Origin of the sequence: Aeromonas sp. SrichE-2G, from assembly GCF_017939565.1 — a bacterium.
GTDB classification, from domain to species: Bacteria; Pseudomonadota; Gammaproteobacteria; order Enterobacterales; family Aeromonadaceae; genus Aeromonas; species Aeromonas taiwanensis.
Map to the genome: position 1 here is coordinate 405360 of NZ_JAGKRG010000004.1, position 15129 is coordinate 420488.

At 65.0% G+C, this 15129-nt stretch carries 12 protein-coding genes; 4 read left to right on the forward strand and 8 right to left on the reverse strand.

Annotated elements, in window-relative coordinates; translation table 11 throughout:
- Nucleotides 1-33: 33 nt before the first annotated feature.
- The gene (locus J9885_RS03920; RefSeq protein WP_210548158.1) at nt 34-1170 is read right to left on the reverse strand and encodes a PatB family C-S lyase; all 1137 of its coding nucleotides are present in this window, start codon (nt 1168-1170) and stop codon (nt 34-36) included.
- A gap of 164 nt (nt 1171-1334) precedes the next feature.
- On the opposite strand from J9885_RS03920, the gene J9885_RS03925 reads away from it, so the two are divergent.
- Nucleotides 1335-2507 carry an MFS transporter gene (locus tag J9885_RS03925; protein WP_210548159.1) on the forward strand — a complete coding sequence of 391 codons (1173 nt, stop codon included), beginning with the start codon at nt 1335-1337 and terminating at the stop codon, nt 2505-2507.
- Between the two features lie 45 nt (nt 2508-2552).
- Here J9885_RS03925 and J9885_RS03930 read toward each other — a convergent pair whose 3' ends face one another.
- Nucleotides 2553-3437 carry a LysR family transcriptional regulator gene (locus J9885_RS03930; RefSeq protein ID WP_043762023.1) on the reverse strand — a complete coding sequence of 295 codons (885 nt, stop codon included), beginning with the start codon at nt 3435-3437 and terminating at the stop codon, nt 2553-2555.
- Nucleotides 3438-3524: 87 nt separating this feature from the next.
- Nucleotides 3525-4280, reverse strand: a complete 756-nt coding sequence (locus J9885_RS03935) for a YciK family oxidoreductase (RefSeq protein ID WP_043762022.1) — start codon at nt 4278-4280, stop codon at nt 3525-3527.
- Between the two features lie 254 nt (nt 4281-4534).
- Here J9885_RS03935 and sohB point away from each other — a divergent pair, with 254 nt between their 5' ends.
- On the forward strand, nt 4535-5542 hold the full coding sequence (gene sohB / locus J9885_RS03940; protein WP_134696955.1) for a protease SohB: 1008 nt from the start codon (nt 4535-4537) through the stop codon (nt 5540-5542).
- A gap of 72 nt (nt 5543-5614) precedes the next feature.
- On the opposite strand, the gene astB is transcribed toward sohB, so the two are convergent.
- The gene (gene astB / locus J9885_RS03945; protein ID WP_210548160.1) at nt 5615-6952 is read right to left on the reverse strand and encodes an N-succinylarginine dihydrolase; all 1338 of its coding nucleotides are present in this window, start codon (nt 6950-6952) and stop codon (nt 5615-5617) included.
- Nucleotides 6953-7312: 360 nt separating this feature from the next.
- Between astB and topA the strand changes: the two genes are divergently transcribed.
- Both topA and J9885_RS03955 read left to right on the forward strand, forming a co-directional pair.
- On the forward strand, nt 7313-9934 hold the full coding sequence (gene topA, locus J9885_RS03950) for a type I DNA topoisomerase (RefSeq protein ID WP_210548161.1): 2622 nt from the start codon (nt 7313-7315) through the stop codon (nt 9932-9934).
- Nucleotides 9935-10047: 113 nt separating this feature from the next.
- On the forward strand, nt 10048-10218 hold the full coding sequence (locus tag J9885_RS03955) for a hypothetical protein (RefSeq protein WP_210548162.1): 171 nt from the start codon (nt 10048-10050) through the stop codon (nt 10216-10218).
- Between the two features lie 30 nt (nt 10219-10248).
- On the opposite strand, the gene J9885_RS03960 is transcribed toward J9885_RS03955, so the two are convergent.
- The 4 genes from J9885_RS03960 to J9885_RS03975 all read right to left on the reverse strand — a co-directional run bounded on the left by J9885_RS03960 (nt 10249) and on the right by J9885_RS03975 (nt 15127).
- Nucleotides 10249-10599, reverse strand: a complete 351-nt coding sequence (locus tag J9885_RS03960) for an MGMT family protein (RefSeq protein WP_043762017.1) — start codon at nt 10597-10599, stop codon at nt 10249-10251.
- 65 nt (nt 10600-10664) lie between these two features.
- Nucleotides 10665-12218, reverse strand: coding sequence for a PAS domain-containing methyl-accepting chemotaxis protein (locus J9885_RS03965; RefSeq protein ID WP_210548163.1), 1554 nt, complete (start codon nt 12216-12218; stop codon nt 10665-10667).
- 195 nt (nt 12219-12413) lie between these two features.
- A complete protein-coding gene (locus J9885_RS03970; protein ID WP_210548164.1) occupies nt 12414-14270 on the reverse strand; it encodes a beta-N-acetylhexosaminidase in 1857 nt (618 codons plus the stop codon).
- On the reverse strand, nt 14255-15127 hold the full coding sequence (locus tag J9885_RS03975; RefSeq protein ID WP_210548165.1) for a BadF/BadG/BcrA/BcrD ATPase family protein: 873 nt from the start codon (nt 15125-15127) through the stop codon (nt 14255-14257). Before J9885_RS03975 ends, J9885_RS03970 begins: the two co-directional genes overlap by 16 nt.
- Nucleotides 15128-15129 lie beyond the last annotated feature (2 nt).

Sequence of the window (15129 nt, forward strand, 5' to 3'; positions counted from 1 at the left end):
GCCGCGGCTGACCGGCAGCCGCGGCGCTCCCTGTCAGCGCTGGAGGATGGCCTTCTCCATGCGGGCCAGCGCCTCGGCGAGCCGCGCCCGGGGGCAACCGAAGTTGAGCCGCACGAACTGGCCGTCGCCAAACTGGGCGCCGGGGGAGAGGCCGACCCCGGCCTGCTCGAAGAAGGCAATGGGATCGTCCAGCCCCAGGGCGCTCACGTCGATCCAGGCGAGGTAGGTGGCCTGGTGCCTGGCCAGTTTGATACCGGGCCAGCGGGCAACGGCCTGCTCGATCAGGGCCAGGTTGCCCGCCAGGTAGTCGAGCTGCTCGGTCAGCCAGGGATCGCCCCCTTCGTAGGCCGCTTCGGCCGCCACATAGCCCAGCAGGTTGACGTCGGCACTGATGCCGCGCATCGCCTGCTGCAATTTCAGGCGCAGCCTGGCGTTGGGGATCACGGCGAAGGAGCAGCACAGGCCCGCGATGTTGAAGGTCTTGCTCGGCGCCATCATGACGGCAGAGCGCTCGGCCGCCGCCGGGCTCAGGGCACCGTAGGGGATGTGGCGGGCATCCTTGTCCAGCAGCAGATCGCAGTGGATTTCATCGGAGCAGATCACCAGGTTGTGGCGTTCGGCGATGGCGTCGATGGCCAGGAGCTCCTCGCGGGTGAAGACGGTGCCGCCCGGGTTGTGAGGGTTGCACAGCAGCAGCAGATCCGCCGACGGCGCCTGGCGCTCCAGCTCCTCGAGATCCAGCACCCAGCGTCCGGCCTCCTCCACCATGGGGACGGTGAGCAGGGGGCGGTCGTTGAAGCCCGGCGCCTGCAGGAAGGGGTAGTAGACGGGCTTGGGGGTGATGATGCCGCGTCCGTGCTGGCTCCAGGCCTTGCAGGCGAGGTTGAGGCCCGGCACCACGCCGGGCAGGAAGACGAGCCACTCGGGCTGGATCTCCCAGCCATAGCGCGCCTGCATGCGGGTCTTGATGAGTTCGATCAGCCGGGGGGAGGGGCGGGAATAGCCGAAGACGCCGTGGGCGACCCGCTGGGTGAGCGCCTCCAGGATGGCGGGGGGGGAGACGAAGTCGGTGTCTGCCACCCACATGGGCAGCACATCCTGGCCCTTGTACTTGTCCCATTTCAGGCTCATGGTGCCGCTGCGGTCAATTTCCCGGTCAAAATCAAACATGTTAAATCCTTGTACTGGCCAGAGATGGGCTACCAATGTACGGACTTGGCCGCGCCCCCGCAAGCCTTGAGGTCGCTGTTGACAATGGCATAAGATAATCGCCGTCAAATCGTACGCCTGCCCGTTCCTGGCTCCCTTTTCTCTTCCATATCAATGGTATCTCTATGAGTTTGCTGAGTGCAGCCCGCAAGAGGCCGGATCCCGTCTCTCTCTCCTTTCTTGCCGTGACCTTCATGACCGGGGTGGCGGTGGCGCTCCAGGTGCCGACCCTGAGCCTGTTCCTGGCAGAGGAGGTGCAGGTCCGTCCCTTCCTGGTGGGGCTCTTCTATACGGTCAACGCGGTGATCGGCATCCTCATCAGCCAGTGGCTCGGCCATCGCTCCGACAACAAGGGGGATCGCAAACAACTGATCCTGCGCTGCTGTTTTGCCGGCATCGTGCTCTCCCTGCTGTTCGCCTGGAACCGCCAATACTGGTTGCTGGTGAGCCTGGGGGTGCTGCTGGCGAGCCTGACCGCTACCGCCAGCCCCCAGCTGTTCGCCCTGGCGCGGGAATACGCCGACAGCCGCAACAAGCAGGCCGACATGTTCAGCTCCGTGTTGCGGGCCCAGTTCTCCCTGGCCTGGGTGATAGGGCCGCCGGCTGCCTTCGCGCTGGCCATCGGCTACGGCTTCGAGGTGATGTACCTCGCCTCGGCCCTGGCCTATCTGGTCTGCGCTTTCGTGGTGTGGCGCTGGCTCCCCTCCCTGCCGCTGGCCAGGCCTGCCGAGGGAGAGGTGCGGGTGAGCAGCTGGCGCACCCCTTCGGTGCGGGCGCTCTTCATCGCCTCCACCCTGATGTGGACCTGCAACAGCATGTACCTCATCAACATGCCGCTCTACATCACCCGCGAGCTGGGGCTGGACGAGAAGCTGGCTGGGGTGCTGATGGGAACGGCGGCGGCGCTGGAGATCCCCTTCATGCTGCTGGCGGGTTATTACACCCGGCGCTTTGGCAAGCGGCCCATGATGCTGCTGGCGGTGCTGGCCGGCGTCGGCTTCTACGTTGGCCTGGTCACCCTCTCCAGCCAGACGGCGCTGATCGCGCTGCAACTGCTGAACGCCATCTTCATCGGGATTGTCGCCGGCATCGGCATGTCCTACTTCCAGGATCTGATGCCGGGCCGCGCCGGGGTGGCGACCACCCTGTTCTCCAACAGCATCCGCACCGGCTCCATCATGGCGGGGGCCATCGCCGGCACCGTGGCCGAGATCTGGAGTTTTCACGGGGTCTTCATGGTGGCCATGGCACTGGCCTTGATGGCGCTGGCCGCCTGCTGGCGGGTGCCTAACGTCTAGTGGAGGGGGGCTCAGGCGCCCGCTCCCGGGGGAGGGCGCTGGGGGTTATTTGTCGTCGTCGCTCTGGTATTCGTTGCGCAGGCAGCGCAGCAGCAGCTCGGCTGCCGGACCCAGGGCGTCGACCGCCGGGGTGAGCAGGTAGGTGTAGAGGTAGCGTTCGTTGCCGCCGGCCAGTTCGAGCTGCACCAGGGCGCCACTGGCGAGCTCCTCCTGCACCAGGTGACGGGGCACCCAGGCGTAACCGAGCCCGAGGCGTACCATGCTGAGCACCTCGTGATAGTGGGTCGCCTTCCAGCCGGTGTCGTCCGCATCGTTCCAGTCCACCGAGCGGTGGATGGGGGGATGCAGGCTGATCTGGTTGTAGGTGGCGAGCTGCTCGGTGGTGACGGGCTCCTCCTGTTCGGCGAGGGGATGGCCCGACGCACACAGGGGCAGCAGGCACACCTCGTCCAGGGGCAGGCCGGTGCGATCCTGGGGCAGGTGCTCGGAGAGCATCAGATCCCCGGGTTGCAGCGCATTGAAGTGGCAGTGGATCCGCTCGTGCAGGTTGATGCGACAACCCCGGCTGCGGGGATAGAAGTGGGCCAGCGCCCGGTAGAGCCGCTCCCGCGGCTGCAGCACGGAGACATAGAGGTTGATCTGCGGCTCCCACTGGCGTTCCAGGTTGTTGGCCAGGTTCTCCAGCTCTTCCACCTGCTGACTGAGCTGGCGGGCCCGCTTGAGAAAGATCTCCCCCGCCGGCGTCAGCACCGCCTTGCGTCCCCGTACCTCCAGCAGGGCTACACCCAGACTCTGCTGCAGCTTGGCGACCGCATGATTGAGGGAGGATTGGCTCTTGTTCAGCGCCTCGGCGGCCTGGGCGTAGCCGCCACAGTCCACCACGGCCTGAAAGATCCGCCATTGCTCAAACGTGCTCTTGGGACGAAACATAGTGCAACCTGTCAGGGCAAATGAGATTCAAAGGGACGCGCCTGGCCGCCCCTCTTCACTGTAACCCCATCCGCTGGGATCGTTGATTTATTTGGGCTGGGCCACAAAGGTCCGACCGGTCTGGCCCTGGCTGTCCCGCCCCATCAGATAGAGATAGAGCGGCATCAGGTCGGCCGGGGTCTTCAGGGTCTGGGGATCTTCCGCCGGGAAGGCGCTGGCCCGCATCCTGGTACGGGTGCCGCCCGGGTTGAGGGTATTGACCCGCACCCTGGTGTTCTCCAGCTCGTCAGCCAGCACTTCCATCATCCCCTCGACGGCGAACTTGGAGATGGCATAGGTGCCCCAGTAGGCGCGCCCCTTGCGACCCACGCTGGAAGAGGTGTAGACGATGGAGGCCTCGCCGTGCTCTTTCGCGGTCTGGCGAACGAGGGGCAGCAGCGCCTGGGTCAGCAGGAATTCGGACTTGACGTTGACCTGCATCACTTCGTCCCACTCCTGCTCCTGGATGTGCTCGAACGGCGACAGGGTGCCGAGCAGCCCGGCGTTGAAGAGCACGCCGTCGAGGCGACCGAACTGCTGGGCGAAGGTCTCGGCCATGCCGCGGTAGTGGGCGGCGGTCGCCCCCTTGAGATCCACCGGCACGATGGCGGGCAGGGGATGGCCGGCCGCCTCAATCTGGTCGTAGACCGCCTCGAGTTTGGCACTGGTGCGCCCGAGCAGGATCACGGTGGCGCCGTGGGCCGCGTAAGTGAGTGCCGCCTCGCGGCCGATGCCGTCACCGGCGCCCGTCACCAGAATGACCTTGTCCTTGAGCAGGTCCTGGGGGGCCTGATAATCGAGCATGTGAACTCCTGTTAACGATCCTTGACCTGGCGGATGGACACGCCAGCAAATAGAGGAGGCAAGTGTACTGACCGGGCCCAGCAGTTGGCCAGTATGAGATGGCAAAAATGTGAATAAAACAGGGAGCTAGCGCGGATCGGTGCAGGATGGAACCGGGTCGCGGCAGAGTTTTTGCCTGATGCCGGCAAACTCCTTACTATGTAACAAAATCGACCCTCACCCGACTCATCGGGGGGACACCAGTGGAGCATCAAGTGGCATTTCTGACCGAGTACGGCCTGTTTCTGGCCAAGACCCTCACCTTCCTGCTGGCCATCGGCGCCGTCATCCTGATGATCGCGAGCAGCCGCCAGCCGAAGGCGCGCAAGGGGGAGCTGGTGGTGACCGATCTCTCCAGCGAACTGGAGCAGGGGCGTCATCAGTTGCAGGCGGCGCTGGCTGGCAAGGCCGAGCGCAAGCAGATGGAGAAGGCGCGCAAGGCCGACCACAAGGCCCGCGCCAAGGGCGAGGATGAGCGCAGCCGACTCTTCGTGCTCGATTTTCACGGCAGCATGGATGCCAGGGAGGTAGCCTCCCTGCGGGAAGAGGTGAGCGCGGTGATCGGCGTCGCCCGGCCGGGGGACGAGGTGCTGCTGCGCCTCGAGTCCGGCGGCGGCGTGGTGCACGGCTATGGCCTGGCCGCCTCCCAGCTGCAGCGCCTGCGAGACAAGGACATCACCCTCACCGTGGCCATCGACAAGGTGGCGGCGAGCGGCGGCTACATGATGGCCTGCGTGGCGGACAAGATCCTGGCGGCGCCCTTTGCTATCGTTGGCTCCATCGGCGTGATCGCCCAGATGCCGAACTTCAACAAGCTGCTCAAAAAGCACGACATCGAGTTCGAGATGCACACCGCAGGCCAGTACAAGCGCACCATCACCATGTTCGGCGAGAACGACGATCTGGGGCGGGAGAAGTTTCGCGAGGAGCTGGGGGCCATCCACGAGCGGTTCAAGGCCTTCGTGGCCGAGCACAGACCCAACCTCGACATCGACAGGGTCACCACGGGGGAGCACTGGCTGGCGAGCGAGGCCAAGCAGCTCGGCCTGGTGGACGCGCTCTGCACCAGCGATGACTACCTGCTGGCCCAGGCCAGCCACCACAAGGTGGTCGGCATTCGCTTCAGCAAGCCCAAGAGCCTGACCCAGAAGCTGGGGAAACAAGCGGCGCTGGGGCTGGAGTCCGGCCTTGGCCGGCTGTGGCAGCAAGGCCCCTGGCGCTGAGGCGCTGTTCAGGAGTGGAATAAAGAGAGCCGGGCACTTGCCCGGCTCTCTTTTTTATTGCGTCGGAGCGCCTTAGCGCTGGAAGGGGTAGACGGAGCCGAGTTTCAGGATCTGGGTCAGCTCGTCCAGGGCGGTGCGGGTCTCCAGCACCAGGGAGGGGTCGCGCAGATCGTCCAGGGTCAGGCTGTCGCGGTAGTGGCGATCCACCCAGTTGTCCAGGCGGGTGAACTGGGCATCGTTGATCAGGCAGGCCGGGTTGACCGCGGCGAGTTCGGTGTCGTTCATGGCTACGCGCAGACGCAGGCAGGCGGGGCCGCCGCCGTTCTTCATGCTCTGCTTCACGTCCATGTAGTGCACTCCCTTGATCGGGGTGCCCAGGGTCACCAGCTTGGCCAGGTAGGCGGCCACCGCCGGGTTGTCGCGGCACTCGGTGGGGGCGATGATGGCCATCTCGCCGGACGGCAGGGTCAGGATCTGGGTGTTGAACAGATAGGACTTCACCGCATCCAGTACGGAGACTTCCGCCGTCGGCACCTCGATGAAGTGCAGCTCACCCTCGCCAAACTTGGTACGCACCTCGGCCAGGGCCGATGCAGTGTTGAGGAAGGCCTGCTGGTGGAAGAAGAGCACGTTCTGGTTGCCCACCGCGATCACGTCGTTGTGGAACACCCCCTGATCGATCACGTCCGGGTTCTGCTGGATGAAGACGGCGCTCTCGTCCCCCAGGCCGTGCAGGCGGGCGATGGCCTGGCTGGCCTCCAGGGTCTGGCGGGCCGGGTAGCGCTGGGGGGCGGGGCGGGAGACGTCGAAGGCGCTGCGACCATAGACGAACAGCTCGACCCCGGCCTCGCCATAGGCGCGGCACAGACGGGTGTGGTTGGCGGCGCCCTCGTCACCGAAGTGATCGTTCTCCGGCAGGTGCTGGTGGTGGCTGAAGTGGCGGTCGTTGTTGAAGACGGCGCGCAGGATGCGGCCGGTCACTTCGGGCTCGAGGGAGCGGTGGAACTTGTTGGTCAGGTTGGCGGGGGTGAAGTGGATGCGGCCATCCTGGGTATCGGCACTGGGGGAGACGGTGGCGGCGTTGGCGGTCCACATGCTGGAGGCGGAGTAGCAGGCGGCCAGCACGGCGGGGGCCTGTTTTGCGGCCTGGGCCAGGACGCTTGCATCGTTGCCGGTGAAGCCCAGGCGACGCAGGGTCGCGAGATCCGGTCGCTCCTGGGGCGCCAGCACCCCTTGCACCATGCCGAGCTCGGTCAGCGCCTTCATCTTGCGCAGCCCCTGCTTGGCGGCCTCCTTCGGATTTGACGCCTCCTTGGCATTGTTCTGGGAGGCGACGTTGCCATAGGAGAGGCCGGCGTAGTTGTGGGTGGGGCCGACCAGGCCGTCGAAGTTGACCTCGAAGTGCTTCATGATTACATCCTTTCGATTTTTATATGGGGAGCGGTTCCTTCCGCGCACAAAGCTGCGGCGTGCGGCCATTATAAAGAGATTTCATCCTTTGTAACAAGCTGATAACCAGAATGGGTTTTTATGTCACAAGGGTGGCTGGATATGTCATTTCCAATCTAAAAAAGGGGGGGATATAGCATAAAAACAAAAAAGCGGTTGCGTCCGGCACGCCGGCTTCGCATTAATAAATAAAGAATCAGAGCGGTTCGGGCTGGCTGGCAAATTTGTTCACAAGATTGCTTTTTCCCGTCAAATCTCTTATACAGCCCCACAAAACCGCACGCCAACCCCGTCGGGTGCAACGAGGATAATAGTTACAGCATGGGCAAATCACTGGTCATAGTGGAGTCTCCGGCCAAGGCCAAGACCATCAACAAATATTTGGGCAAGGACTACGTGGTGAAATCCAGCGTCGGTCACGTGCGCGACCTGCCGACCAGCGGCAGTGCCAGCACCGAGCCCAAAAAACCTGTCATTCGCGGCGTCAAGCTCAGCGAATCCGAGAAGGCGGCCAAGGATCGCAACGCCCTGTTCTCACGGATGGGGATCAACCCGACCGCAGGCTGGCAGGCCAACTACCAGGTTTTGCCCGGCAAGGAAAAAGTGGTCAGCGAGTTGCAGAGTCTGGCCGCCAAGGCCGACACCATCTATCTCGCAACCGACTTGGATAGAGAGGGGGAAGCGATCGCCTGGCACCTGCGCGAGATCATCGGCGGCGACGACAGCCGCTACAAGCGCGTGGTGTTTAACGAGATCACCAAGACCGCCATCCAGGAGGCGTTTGCCCAGCCGTCCGAGCTGAACATCCATCGTGTCAACGCCCAGCAGGCCCGTCGCTTCCTCGACCGGGTGGTGGGCTACATGGTTTCCCCGCTGCTCTGGAAGAAGCTGGCCCGCGGCCTCTCCGCCGGTCGGGTGCAATCCGTCGCGGTGCGCCTCATCGTCGACAAGGAGCGCGAGATCAAGGCGTTCGTGCCGGTGGAGTTCTGGGATCTCAACGCCGATCTGCTGACCGCCGAGAAGAGCGAGCTGCGCATGGAGGTGGTCAGCCGCAACGGGGCGGACTTCAAGCCGGTGACCCAGGCTGAGACCTTCGCCGCCGTGGCGGCCCTGGAAGGGGTAGACTACAAGGTGGTGAACCGGGAAGACAAGCCGACTGGCTCCAAGCCGTCCGCTCCCTTCATCACCTCCACCCTGCAGCAGGCCGCCTCCACCCGCCTGAGCTTCGGGGTCAAGAAGACCATGATGATGGCCCAGCGTCTCTACGAAGCGGGTTACATCACCTATATGCGTACCGACTCCACCAACCTCAGCAAAGAGGCGGTCGAGGCGGTGCGGGAATACATCGGCGAGCAGTATGGCGCCGCCTACCTGCCGGCCGAGCCGAACCTGTACGGTGCCAAGGCCAACGCCCAGGAGGCCCACGAGGCGATCCGCCCCTCCAGCGTGCAGGTCACTGCCGAGATGCTGGAAGGGATGGAGCCGGACGCCATGCGGCTCTACGACCTCATCTGGCGCCAGTTCGTCGCCTGCCAGATGACCCCGGCCCAATACGACTCCTCCACCCTGACCGTCAAGGCGGGCGAGTTCGAGCTCAAGGCCCGCGGTCGTACCCTGCGCTTCGCCGGCTGGACCAAGGCGCTGCCGCCCATGGGTCGCAAGGGCGATGACAGCCAGCTGCCAGCGGTGACAGTGGGCGAGGTGCTCAAACTGGTCAAACTCGACCCGCGCCAGCACTTCACCAAGCCGCCCGCCCGCTTCACCGAAGCGGCCTTGGTGCGCGAGCTGGAGAAACGCGGCATCGGCCGCCCGTCCACCTACGCCTCCATCATCTCCACCATCGTCGATCGCGGCTATGTGCGGGTCGAGAGCCGCCGTTTCTTCGCCGAGAAGATGGGGGAGATCGTCACCGACCGCCTGGTGGAGAACTTCGTCGAGCTGATGAACTACGAGTTCACCGCCAAGATGGAAGACAAGCTCGACGGCATCGCCGAGGGGAGCCTGGAGTGGAAGAAGGTGCTGGACGCCTTCTACGCCGAGTTTACCCAGGAGCTGGAGCAGGCCGACAAGCCCCATGAAGAGGGGGGCATGCGCGCCAACCAGATGGTGCTGACCGACATCGACTGCCCCGACTGCGGCCGCAAGATGGGCATTCGCACCGCCACCACCGGCGTCTTCCTCGGTTGCTCCGGCTACGCCTTGCCGCCCAAGGAGCGCTGCAAGAAGACCATCAACCTGGTTAGCGCGGACGAGTTCGTCTCCGCCACTGACGGTGACGAGGCGGAAACCGAGGCGCTGCGTGCCAAGCACCGCTGCGGCGTGTGCGGCACCGCCATGGATGCCTACATCATCGACGACAGCCGCAAGCTGCACGTCTGCGGTCGCAACCCCGATTGCGACGGCTACGAGATCGAGCAGGGGCAGTTCAAGCTCAAGGGCTACGAAGGGCCGAGCATCGAGTGCGATCGCTGCGGATCCGAGATGCAGCTCAAGAACGGCCGCTTCGGCAAGTACATGGGTTGCACCAACGACACCTGCAAAAACACCCGCAAGATCCTGAAAAACGGTGACATCGCGCCGCCGAAGGAAGATCCGGTACCCCTGCCCGAGCTGAAATGCACCCAGTCCGACGCCCACTTCGTGCTGCGTGACGGCGCTGCAGGTCTCTTCCTGGCTGCCAGCAACTTCCCGAAATCCCGTGAGACTCGTGCGCCTCTGGTGGAAGAGCTCAAGCGCTTCCGTGACCGCCTGTCGCCCAAGCACCAGTACCTGGCCGATGCCCCGGCGTCAGATCCTGACGGTAACGCCTCCATCGTGCGCTTCAGTCGCAAGACCAAGGAGCAGTACGTGATGACCGAGGTCAACGGCAAGGCGACCGGCTGGACAGCCCACTACGACAACGGAAAATGGCAGGAGAGCCTGCCCAAGGCGAAGAAAGCCTGACCCGTTGCCGGTCACACAATGACGAAAGAGGCCCCTTGCGAGGGGCCTCTTTGTTGACGATGGCGGTATACTGGAAGAGCTGCATGGATGGCAGCGAAAGACAGGGAGTGGTCATGGAGATACATGAAATTCGGCCAGGCATGACCTGCCTGACGCGGGAAGGCACCGCCTATGTGCTGGAGGTGGACAGGCTGAGCCTGCTGGTGTTGCTGCAACGGGAGGATGAAACCATCCCGGTGCAGGTACGCAGCGACGACATCCTGGGGCCTCTGGCCAATGAATAGCCCCTCGGGGGATCCCTGGCTGGGAGCCCCCTAGAAGGGGAGCAGAAAGAGCAGCTCGGCAAGGTCGGGCTGCCACTGCCACTCCCGCATCCTGACCCGGCCGCCGATCACCGGCACCCCCTCCTCCTGCAATAGCCCCGCTTGCCTGTCAAACCCCGCCGACCCTTTGGGCAGCGAGATGGTGCCCGCCGCCCCCAGCACCCGATGCCAGGGCAGCGTCTTGTCCGTTTCCCGCAGCACCTTGCCCACCAGGCGAGCCCGTCCGGGCAGGCCGGCGAGATCGGCGACCTGGCCATAGCTCACCACGCGACCGGCCGGGATCAGGGCCAGGATGGCCTCGATGCGGGCCACCTTGTCCAGGGGGAGCGATTCCGTTTTCATGAAGTTGACTCGTCAAAACAGCAGAAGCGCCATTGTGGCGCTTCTGTCATATGGCTTGCAATCCGTCAGCCGAAGGTCTGGCTCAGCCCCCTGAGCTCGCTTGCCCGCTTGAGGAGCTCCTGGCTGGAGTCGTCCACCGCCCGGATCTTCTGGCTGTTGGCGCGGGAGTATTCGGAGATCTGGTGGATGTTGCGGCTGATCTCCTCCACTACCACCTGCTGCTGCTCCGCGGCGGCGGCGATCTGGGTGGAGAACTCGGTCACCTGATCTATCTCCTCCAGGACCAGGTGCAGGTTGCCTGATCCCTGGCGGGTCATCTCGACGCATTCCCGGGTCTGGGCCAGGTTGTCCTGCATCATGCCCTGCCAGCGTTCCAGGGTGTGCTGGATCTGGCGAATGCTGCCCTGGATCTGCTCGGTCGCCTTATGGGTGCGGGTGGAGAGGGTGCGCACCTCGTCCGCCACCACGGCGAAGCCGCGACCCTGCTCGCCGGCCCGGGCCGCTTCGATGGCGGCGTTCAGCGCCAGCAGGTTGGTCTGCTCGGCAATACCCTGGATCTCCCCCATGACGCTGCCGATGCGCTCCGACTCGCTGGCCAGCTCGACGGCGGAGTGGAAGGCCTGCTCCGCCTGCTGCGCCAGCTGGGCCATCTGCAGCTGGGTCTGATCCAGCTGCACGACCGTGCTCTGGCAGCTGCTGCGGGCCTCGGTCACCTGGCCATTGGTGTCCTGGATGTTGCGGGCTATTTCGTGGGCCGTGCTGGCCATCTGGGTCATGGCGGTGGCCATCTGCTGGGTCTGGGCATCCTGTTCATTGATGTCGAGGAAGGCCCGGTGGGAAGAGTCCTGCAGGTCGGTCGCCAGGGCCTGCAGCGGGTTGGTGGCATCGTTGACCCGCCCCAGCACGGTGCGGATACGGGCCTGCAGCATCTTGAGGTGGAAGTCGGCGATGGCCCCCGGTTCATCCCCCGAATAGACCAGCCGGGTCAGGCTGTCGTATTGCTGGCCGAGCTGCCTGAGATAGCGGGGCAGGGCGATGAGTTCGCGCCAGTAGGTGCCGGCAATGGCCAGCAGGGGCAGCAGCATCAGCAGCACGGTCAGGGCCCCCTGGGTGAGGGCGGCCCAGCCAAACAGCGCCAGCAGCGGCAAGCCCAGCAGCAGGGGGCGATAGGGGCGCAGGGAGGGGAGCTTGCGAGCCTCCCCCCGTTCGGCCTTGAGCAGGGCCTGGTAGGTCTGGCTTGCCACCTGCTTGAGGGCGGGCTCCGGCTTGCAGCGAACCGACTGGTAGCCGCTTATCTTGCCGTTCTCGTAGATGGGGGTGACATAGGCGTCGACCCAGTAGTAACGGCCATCCTTGCAACGGTTCTTGACCACACCGCGCCAGGGGTTGCCCTCCTTGAGGCGATCCCAGAGATCGGCGAAGGCGGCCTTGGGCATGTCGGGGTGGCGCACCAGGTTGTGGTTGTGGCCGACCAGCTCGTCGACATGGTAGCCGGCGATGCGGCAGAAAGCGGGGTTGGCGTAGGTGATGACGCCGCGCAGGTCAGTGGTGGAGACGAGTTGTTCGTCGGCGGGGAACTCCACTTCACTGTCCACGACCTGTGCGTGTTTGCGGGCCATAGGGGTAAGCTCCGATCTTCTGGCTGGTTGTTATTGTGGATGAGCCGAAGCCTCGCGCGGGGCGCCTTGCCCGGCTTCATCGGGGGCCTCATTTTGCCAACAAAGGCGGATAAAAAGTAGGGGCTAGGTTGGATTTTTGTTGTTGCAGGGTAAAAAAACGGCGACCGAAAGGTCGCCGAAAAGAGAAAGATAACACTACCTTTGTGGCACCCGGTAACGCACCTGCAACGTGTCGAGGATCTGCAGCTGGCCGGGCAGGCGAGCGGCGAAGTGCGTCCACTCCTTGCGGGCGGGATCGCTCCACGCCACCTCTGCGGTGGCCAGCAGGCGCGGGAACAACATGTAGTCGAGACGATCGCGAGAGGTGATCAGTTCCGACCACAAGGGGCTGAGCACCCCCAGGATGTTATCGTTGGCATGGAAATCGGCTGGCGCGGGATCGCAGGCGTAGACCTGTGCCAGATTGAGGGTGCCCGCCCAGTAGAGGCCGGGTTCGTGGATGTCCTGATTCCAGGCCATGTCCAGATAGAGGGACTGGGCCGGGGCCATCACCACGGGATAGCCCGCCGCCGCGGCATCGAGCCCCGCCTGGAAGCTGGTCCAGGCGCAGATGGCCGCCTCCCGGCTGACCTTGTCACCGTGCAGTATCTCTTCCCAGCCCAGCATCTGCTTGCCCCTGGCGGCCAGGTACCGCTGGCAGTGGCGCAGCAGGTGGCCCTGCAGCTCGCGGCAATCCTGATAACCCTCTTTGGCCATCAGCTGGCGGCAGGCGGGGCTGTCGGTCCAGACACCGGTCGGTACCTCGTCCCCCCCCATGTGGATCTGAGAGCCCGGGAAGAGCTCGCACACCTCGTCCATCACGGCTTCCAGGAACTGGTAGGTGCCGGGCAGCGCCGGGTTGAGCACGTTGTCATCGAAATATTGTACCGAGAGGTAGCGGGAGTGATCGGCTTCCTCCACCAGCAGCCCTGGCAGCGCCTTGATGGCGGCGTGGCAGTGCCCCGGGATGTCGATCTCCGGCACTATGGTGATGCCGAGCCCGGCGGCATAGGTCACCAGTTCGCGCACCTCGCTCTGGGTGTAGTAGCCGCCGTAAGGGTCGGGGCCCCCGCTCAGCTGGGGCCCGACGGCCAGGCCGTGGCCGCGCCAGGCCGCCACCTCGGTCAGCTGGGGGAAGGCCTTGATCTCGAGGCGCCAGCCCTCGTCATCGGTCAGGTGCCAGTGGAAGCGGTTGAACTTGTAGAGACTCATCTGTTTGAGCAGGCGCTTGAGGGTGGCGACGGGATGGAAGTGGCGGGCACAGTCGAGGAAGATGCCGCGAAAACCGAAACGGGGTTCGTCCGTCAGCTCGAGGCAGGGCAGGCTCTCGCCGTGCTGCAGGGCCCACTGGGCCAGGCTCACCAGCCCGTGGCGCCAGCCTGCCTCGCCGGCGGCCCGGATGGTGATCCCCTCCGTGGTGATGGAGAGCTCGTACCCCTCGGGGGTGAGCGCTGCCTCCACGAGGTGGATCTCGGCGTCGTGATCCTGGGTCAGGGCGAGGCCCGTCAGCTCGTTGAAATGGGCGAGCAGGGGGGCGAGGGGAACGGGGCCGCTGACATGGGCCCGCTCCGCCAGCCGGAAGTTGCCATCGGTGTAAATCAGATGGGCGGGGTGTGGCACTATGCCGTTGGCGGCCTCCACCTCGGGCAGATCGGGGCCGGCGGGCGGCGGGACCGGCAGGCCCAGCACCTCACCGGCCAGCGTCACGGGCAGCAACTGCCCCTTGGCGTCCAGGCTCAGGAAGAAGCCCTGGGGCAGATCGGAATGGCGCTTGATGGGGGTGTGGCGACAGCAGAAACGCAGCTCGCTGACCCCCTCCTCGGGCACCAGCACCTTGTAGCTGCCGCTCTGGCGCTCCAGGGTCCCCCCTTCGATGGACTGGGGATCGATGTGGCGGGCGAGGCAGAAGTGAAGCTTCCACGGGTTGGTCGGAAGCTGGCTCAGGGTGAAGCGGAACCAGACGTCTTCACCGTCGCGGTGATCGACCTGGGTATGGATCAGGGGTGCAGACATGGGTATTCCTCTGATTGGGCAAACAGGATGGCGCCGTCAAGGGCATCGGCCTTGGGAGTCACCAGGTTGAAACGGGCAAGGCGAGGGGCGAGGCGCATGCCGACTCCCCCCAGCAGGGCTATCTGCCGGGCGCCCTGCTGCTGCATCCCCGCCAGCAGGGTTTGCAGCTGGGCGCAGGTCTCCTCCAGCAGCTGGCTGGCAAGCTCGTCCCCGTCGCTGGCGGCATCGAACACCCAGGGGGCGAAGCGACCGTAGTCGGCAGGCAGGGCGCGAGCGGCCCAGCGTACCACCTCGGCCTGATCCCGCCTGAAGTGATCCATCAGTCGCACCGCCAGGGCGCTGGGGGGCAGAATGCCATCGTGACAGAGCAGGGACTGCTGGATGGCGCGAAGCCCCAGCCAGGCGCCGCTGCCGAGATCCGAGATGGGGAAGCCGCGCCCGGAACAGGTGTGCAGCCGGCCATCCCGGTAGATGAGCCCGGCCGAGCCGGTGCCGGCGATGAGGATGGCACCCTCCTCACCGCCGAAGGCGCCCAGACAGGCACCGAAGGCATCGGAGGTGAGCCGCACGCTCGCGAAGGGGAAGGGCATGGCCAGCAGGGCGTGATAGCAGTCGGCGAGCTCGGCGGAGGCGAGGGCGAGGCCCACTCCCATCTGCTGTTCGCACTCCTGATCAAGTCCGGCCGCCTGCCGGGCGCTGGCGATGGCCGTCAGCACGTTGCCGTGGGCAAAGGGAATGCCGAGCTCCAGATTGGAGCCGGCGGCGCGCCCTTCCCCGAGCAGTTTGCCCGCCCGATCCCGGATGCGGGCCCGGGTGTGGGTGCCACCGCCATCCACGCCGACCCAGAACTCAATCATGT

Bases quoted from the DNA above. Each gene is read 5' to 3' on its own strand.
- topA (WP_210548161.1), top strand. From the start codon at position 7,313: ATGGGCAAATCACTGGTCATAGTGGAGTCTCCGGCCAAGGCCAAGACC.
- J9885_RS03935 (WP_043762022.1), bottom strand. From the start codon at position 4,280: ATGCTCGATTATCAGGCCCCCCAGGACCTGCTCAAGGACAAGGTCATT.
- J9885_RS03955 (WP_210548162.1), top strand. From the start codon at position 10,048: ATGGAGATACATGAAATTCGGCCAGGCATGACCTGCCTGACGCGGGAA.
- J9885_RS03975 (WP_210548165.1), bottom strand. From the start codon at position 15,127: ATGATTGAGTTCTGGGTCGGCGTGGATGGCGGTGGCACCCACACCCGG.
- J9885_RS03930 (WP_043762023.1), bottom strand. From the start codon at position 3,437: ATGTTTCGTCCCAAGAGCACGTTTGAGCAATGGCGGATCTTTCAGGCC.
- J9885_RS03925 (WP_210548159.1), top strand. From the start codon at position 1,335: ATGAGTTTGCTGAGTGCAGCCCGCAAGAGGCCGGATCCCGTCTCTCTC.
- J9885_RS03920 (WP_210548158.1), bottom strand. From the start codon at position 1,170: ATGTTTGATTTTGACCGGGAAATTGACCGCAGCGGCACCATGAGCCTG.
- astB (WP_210548160.1), bottom strand. From the start codon at position 6,952: ATGAAGCACTTCGAGGTCAACTTCGACGGCCTGGTCGGCCCCACCCAC.
- J9885_RS03965 (WP_210548163.1), bottom strand. From the start codon at position 12,218: ATGGCCCGCAAACACGCACAGGTCGTGGACAGTGAAGTGGAGTTCCCC.
- J9885_RS03970 (WP_210548164.1), bottom strand. From the start codon at position 14,270: ATGTCTGCACCCCTGATCCATACCCAGGTCGATCACCGCGACGGTGAA.
- J9885_RS03960 (WP_043762017.1), bottom strand. From the start codon at position 10,599: ATGAAAACGGAATCGCTCCCCCTGGACAAGGTGGCCCGCATCGAGGCC.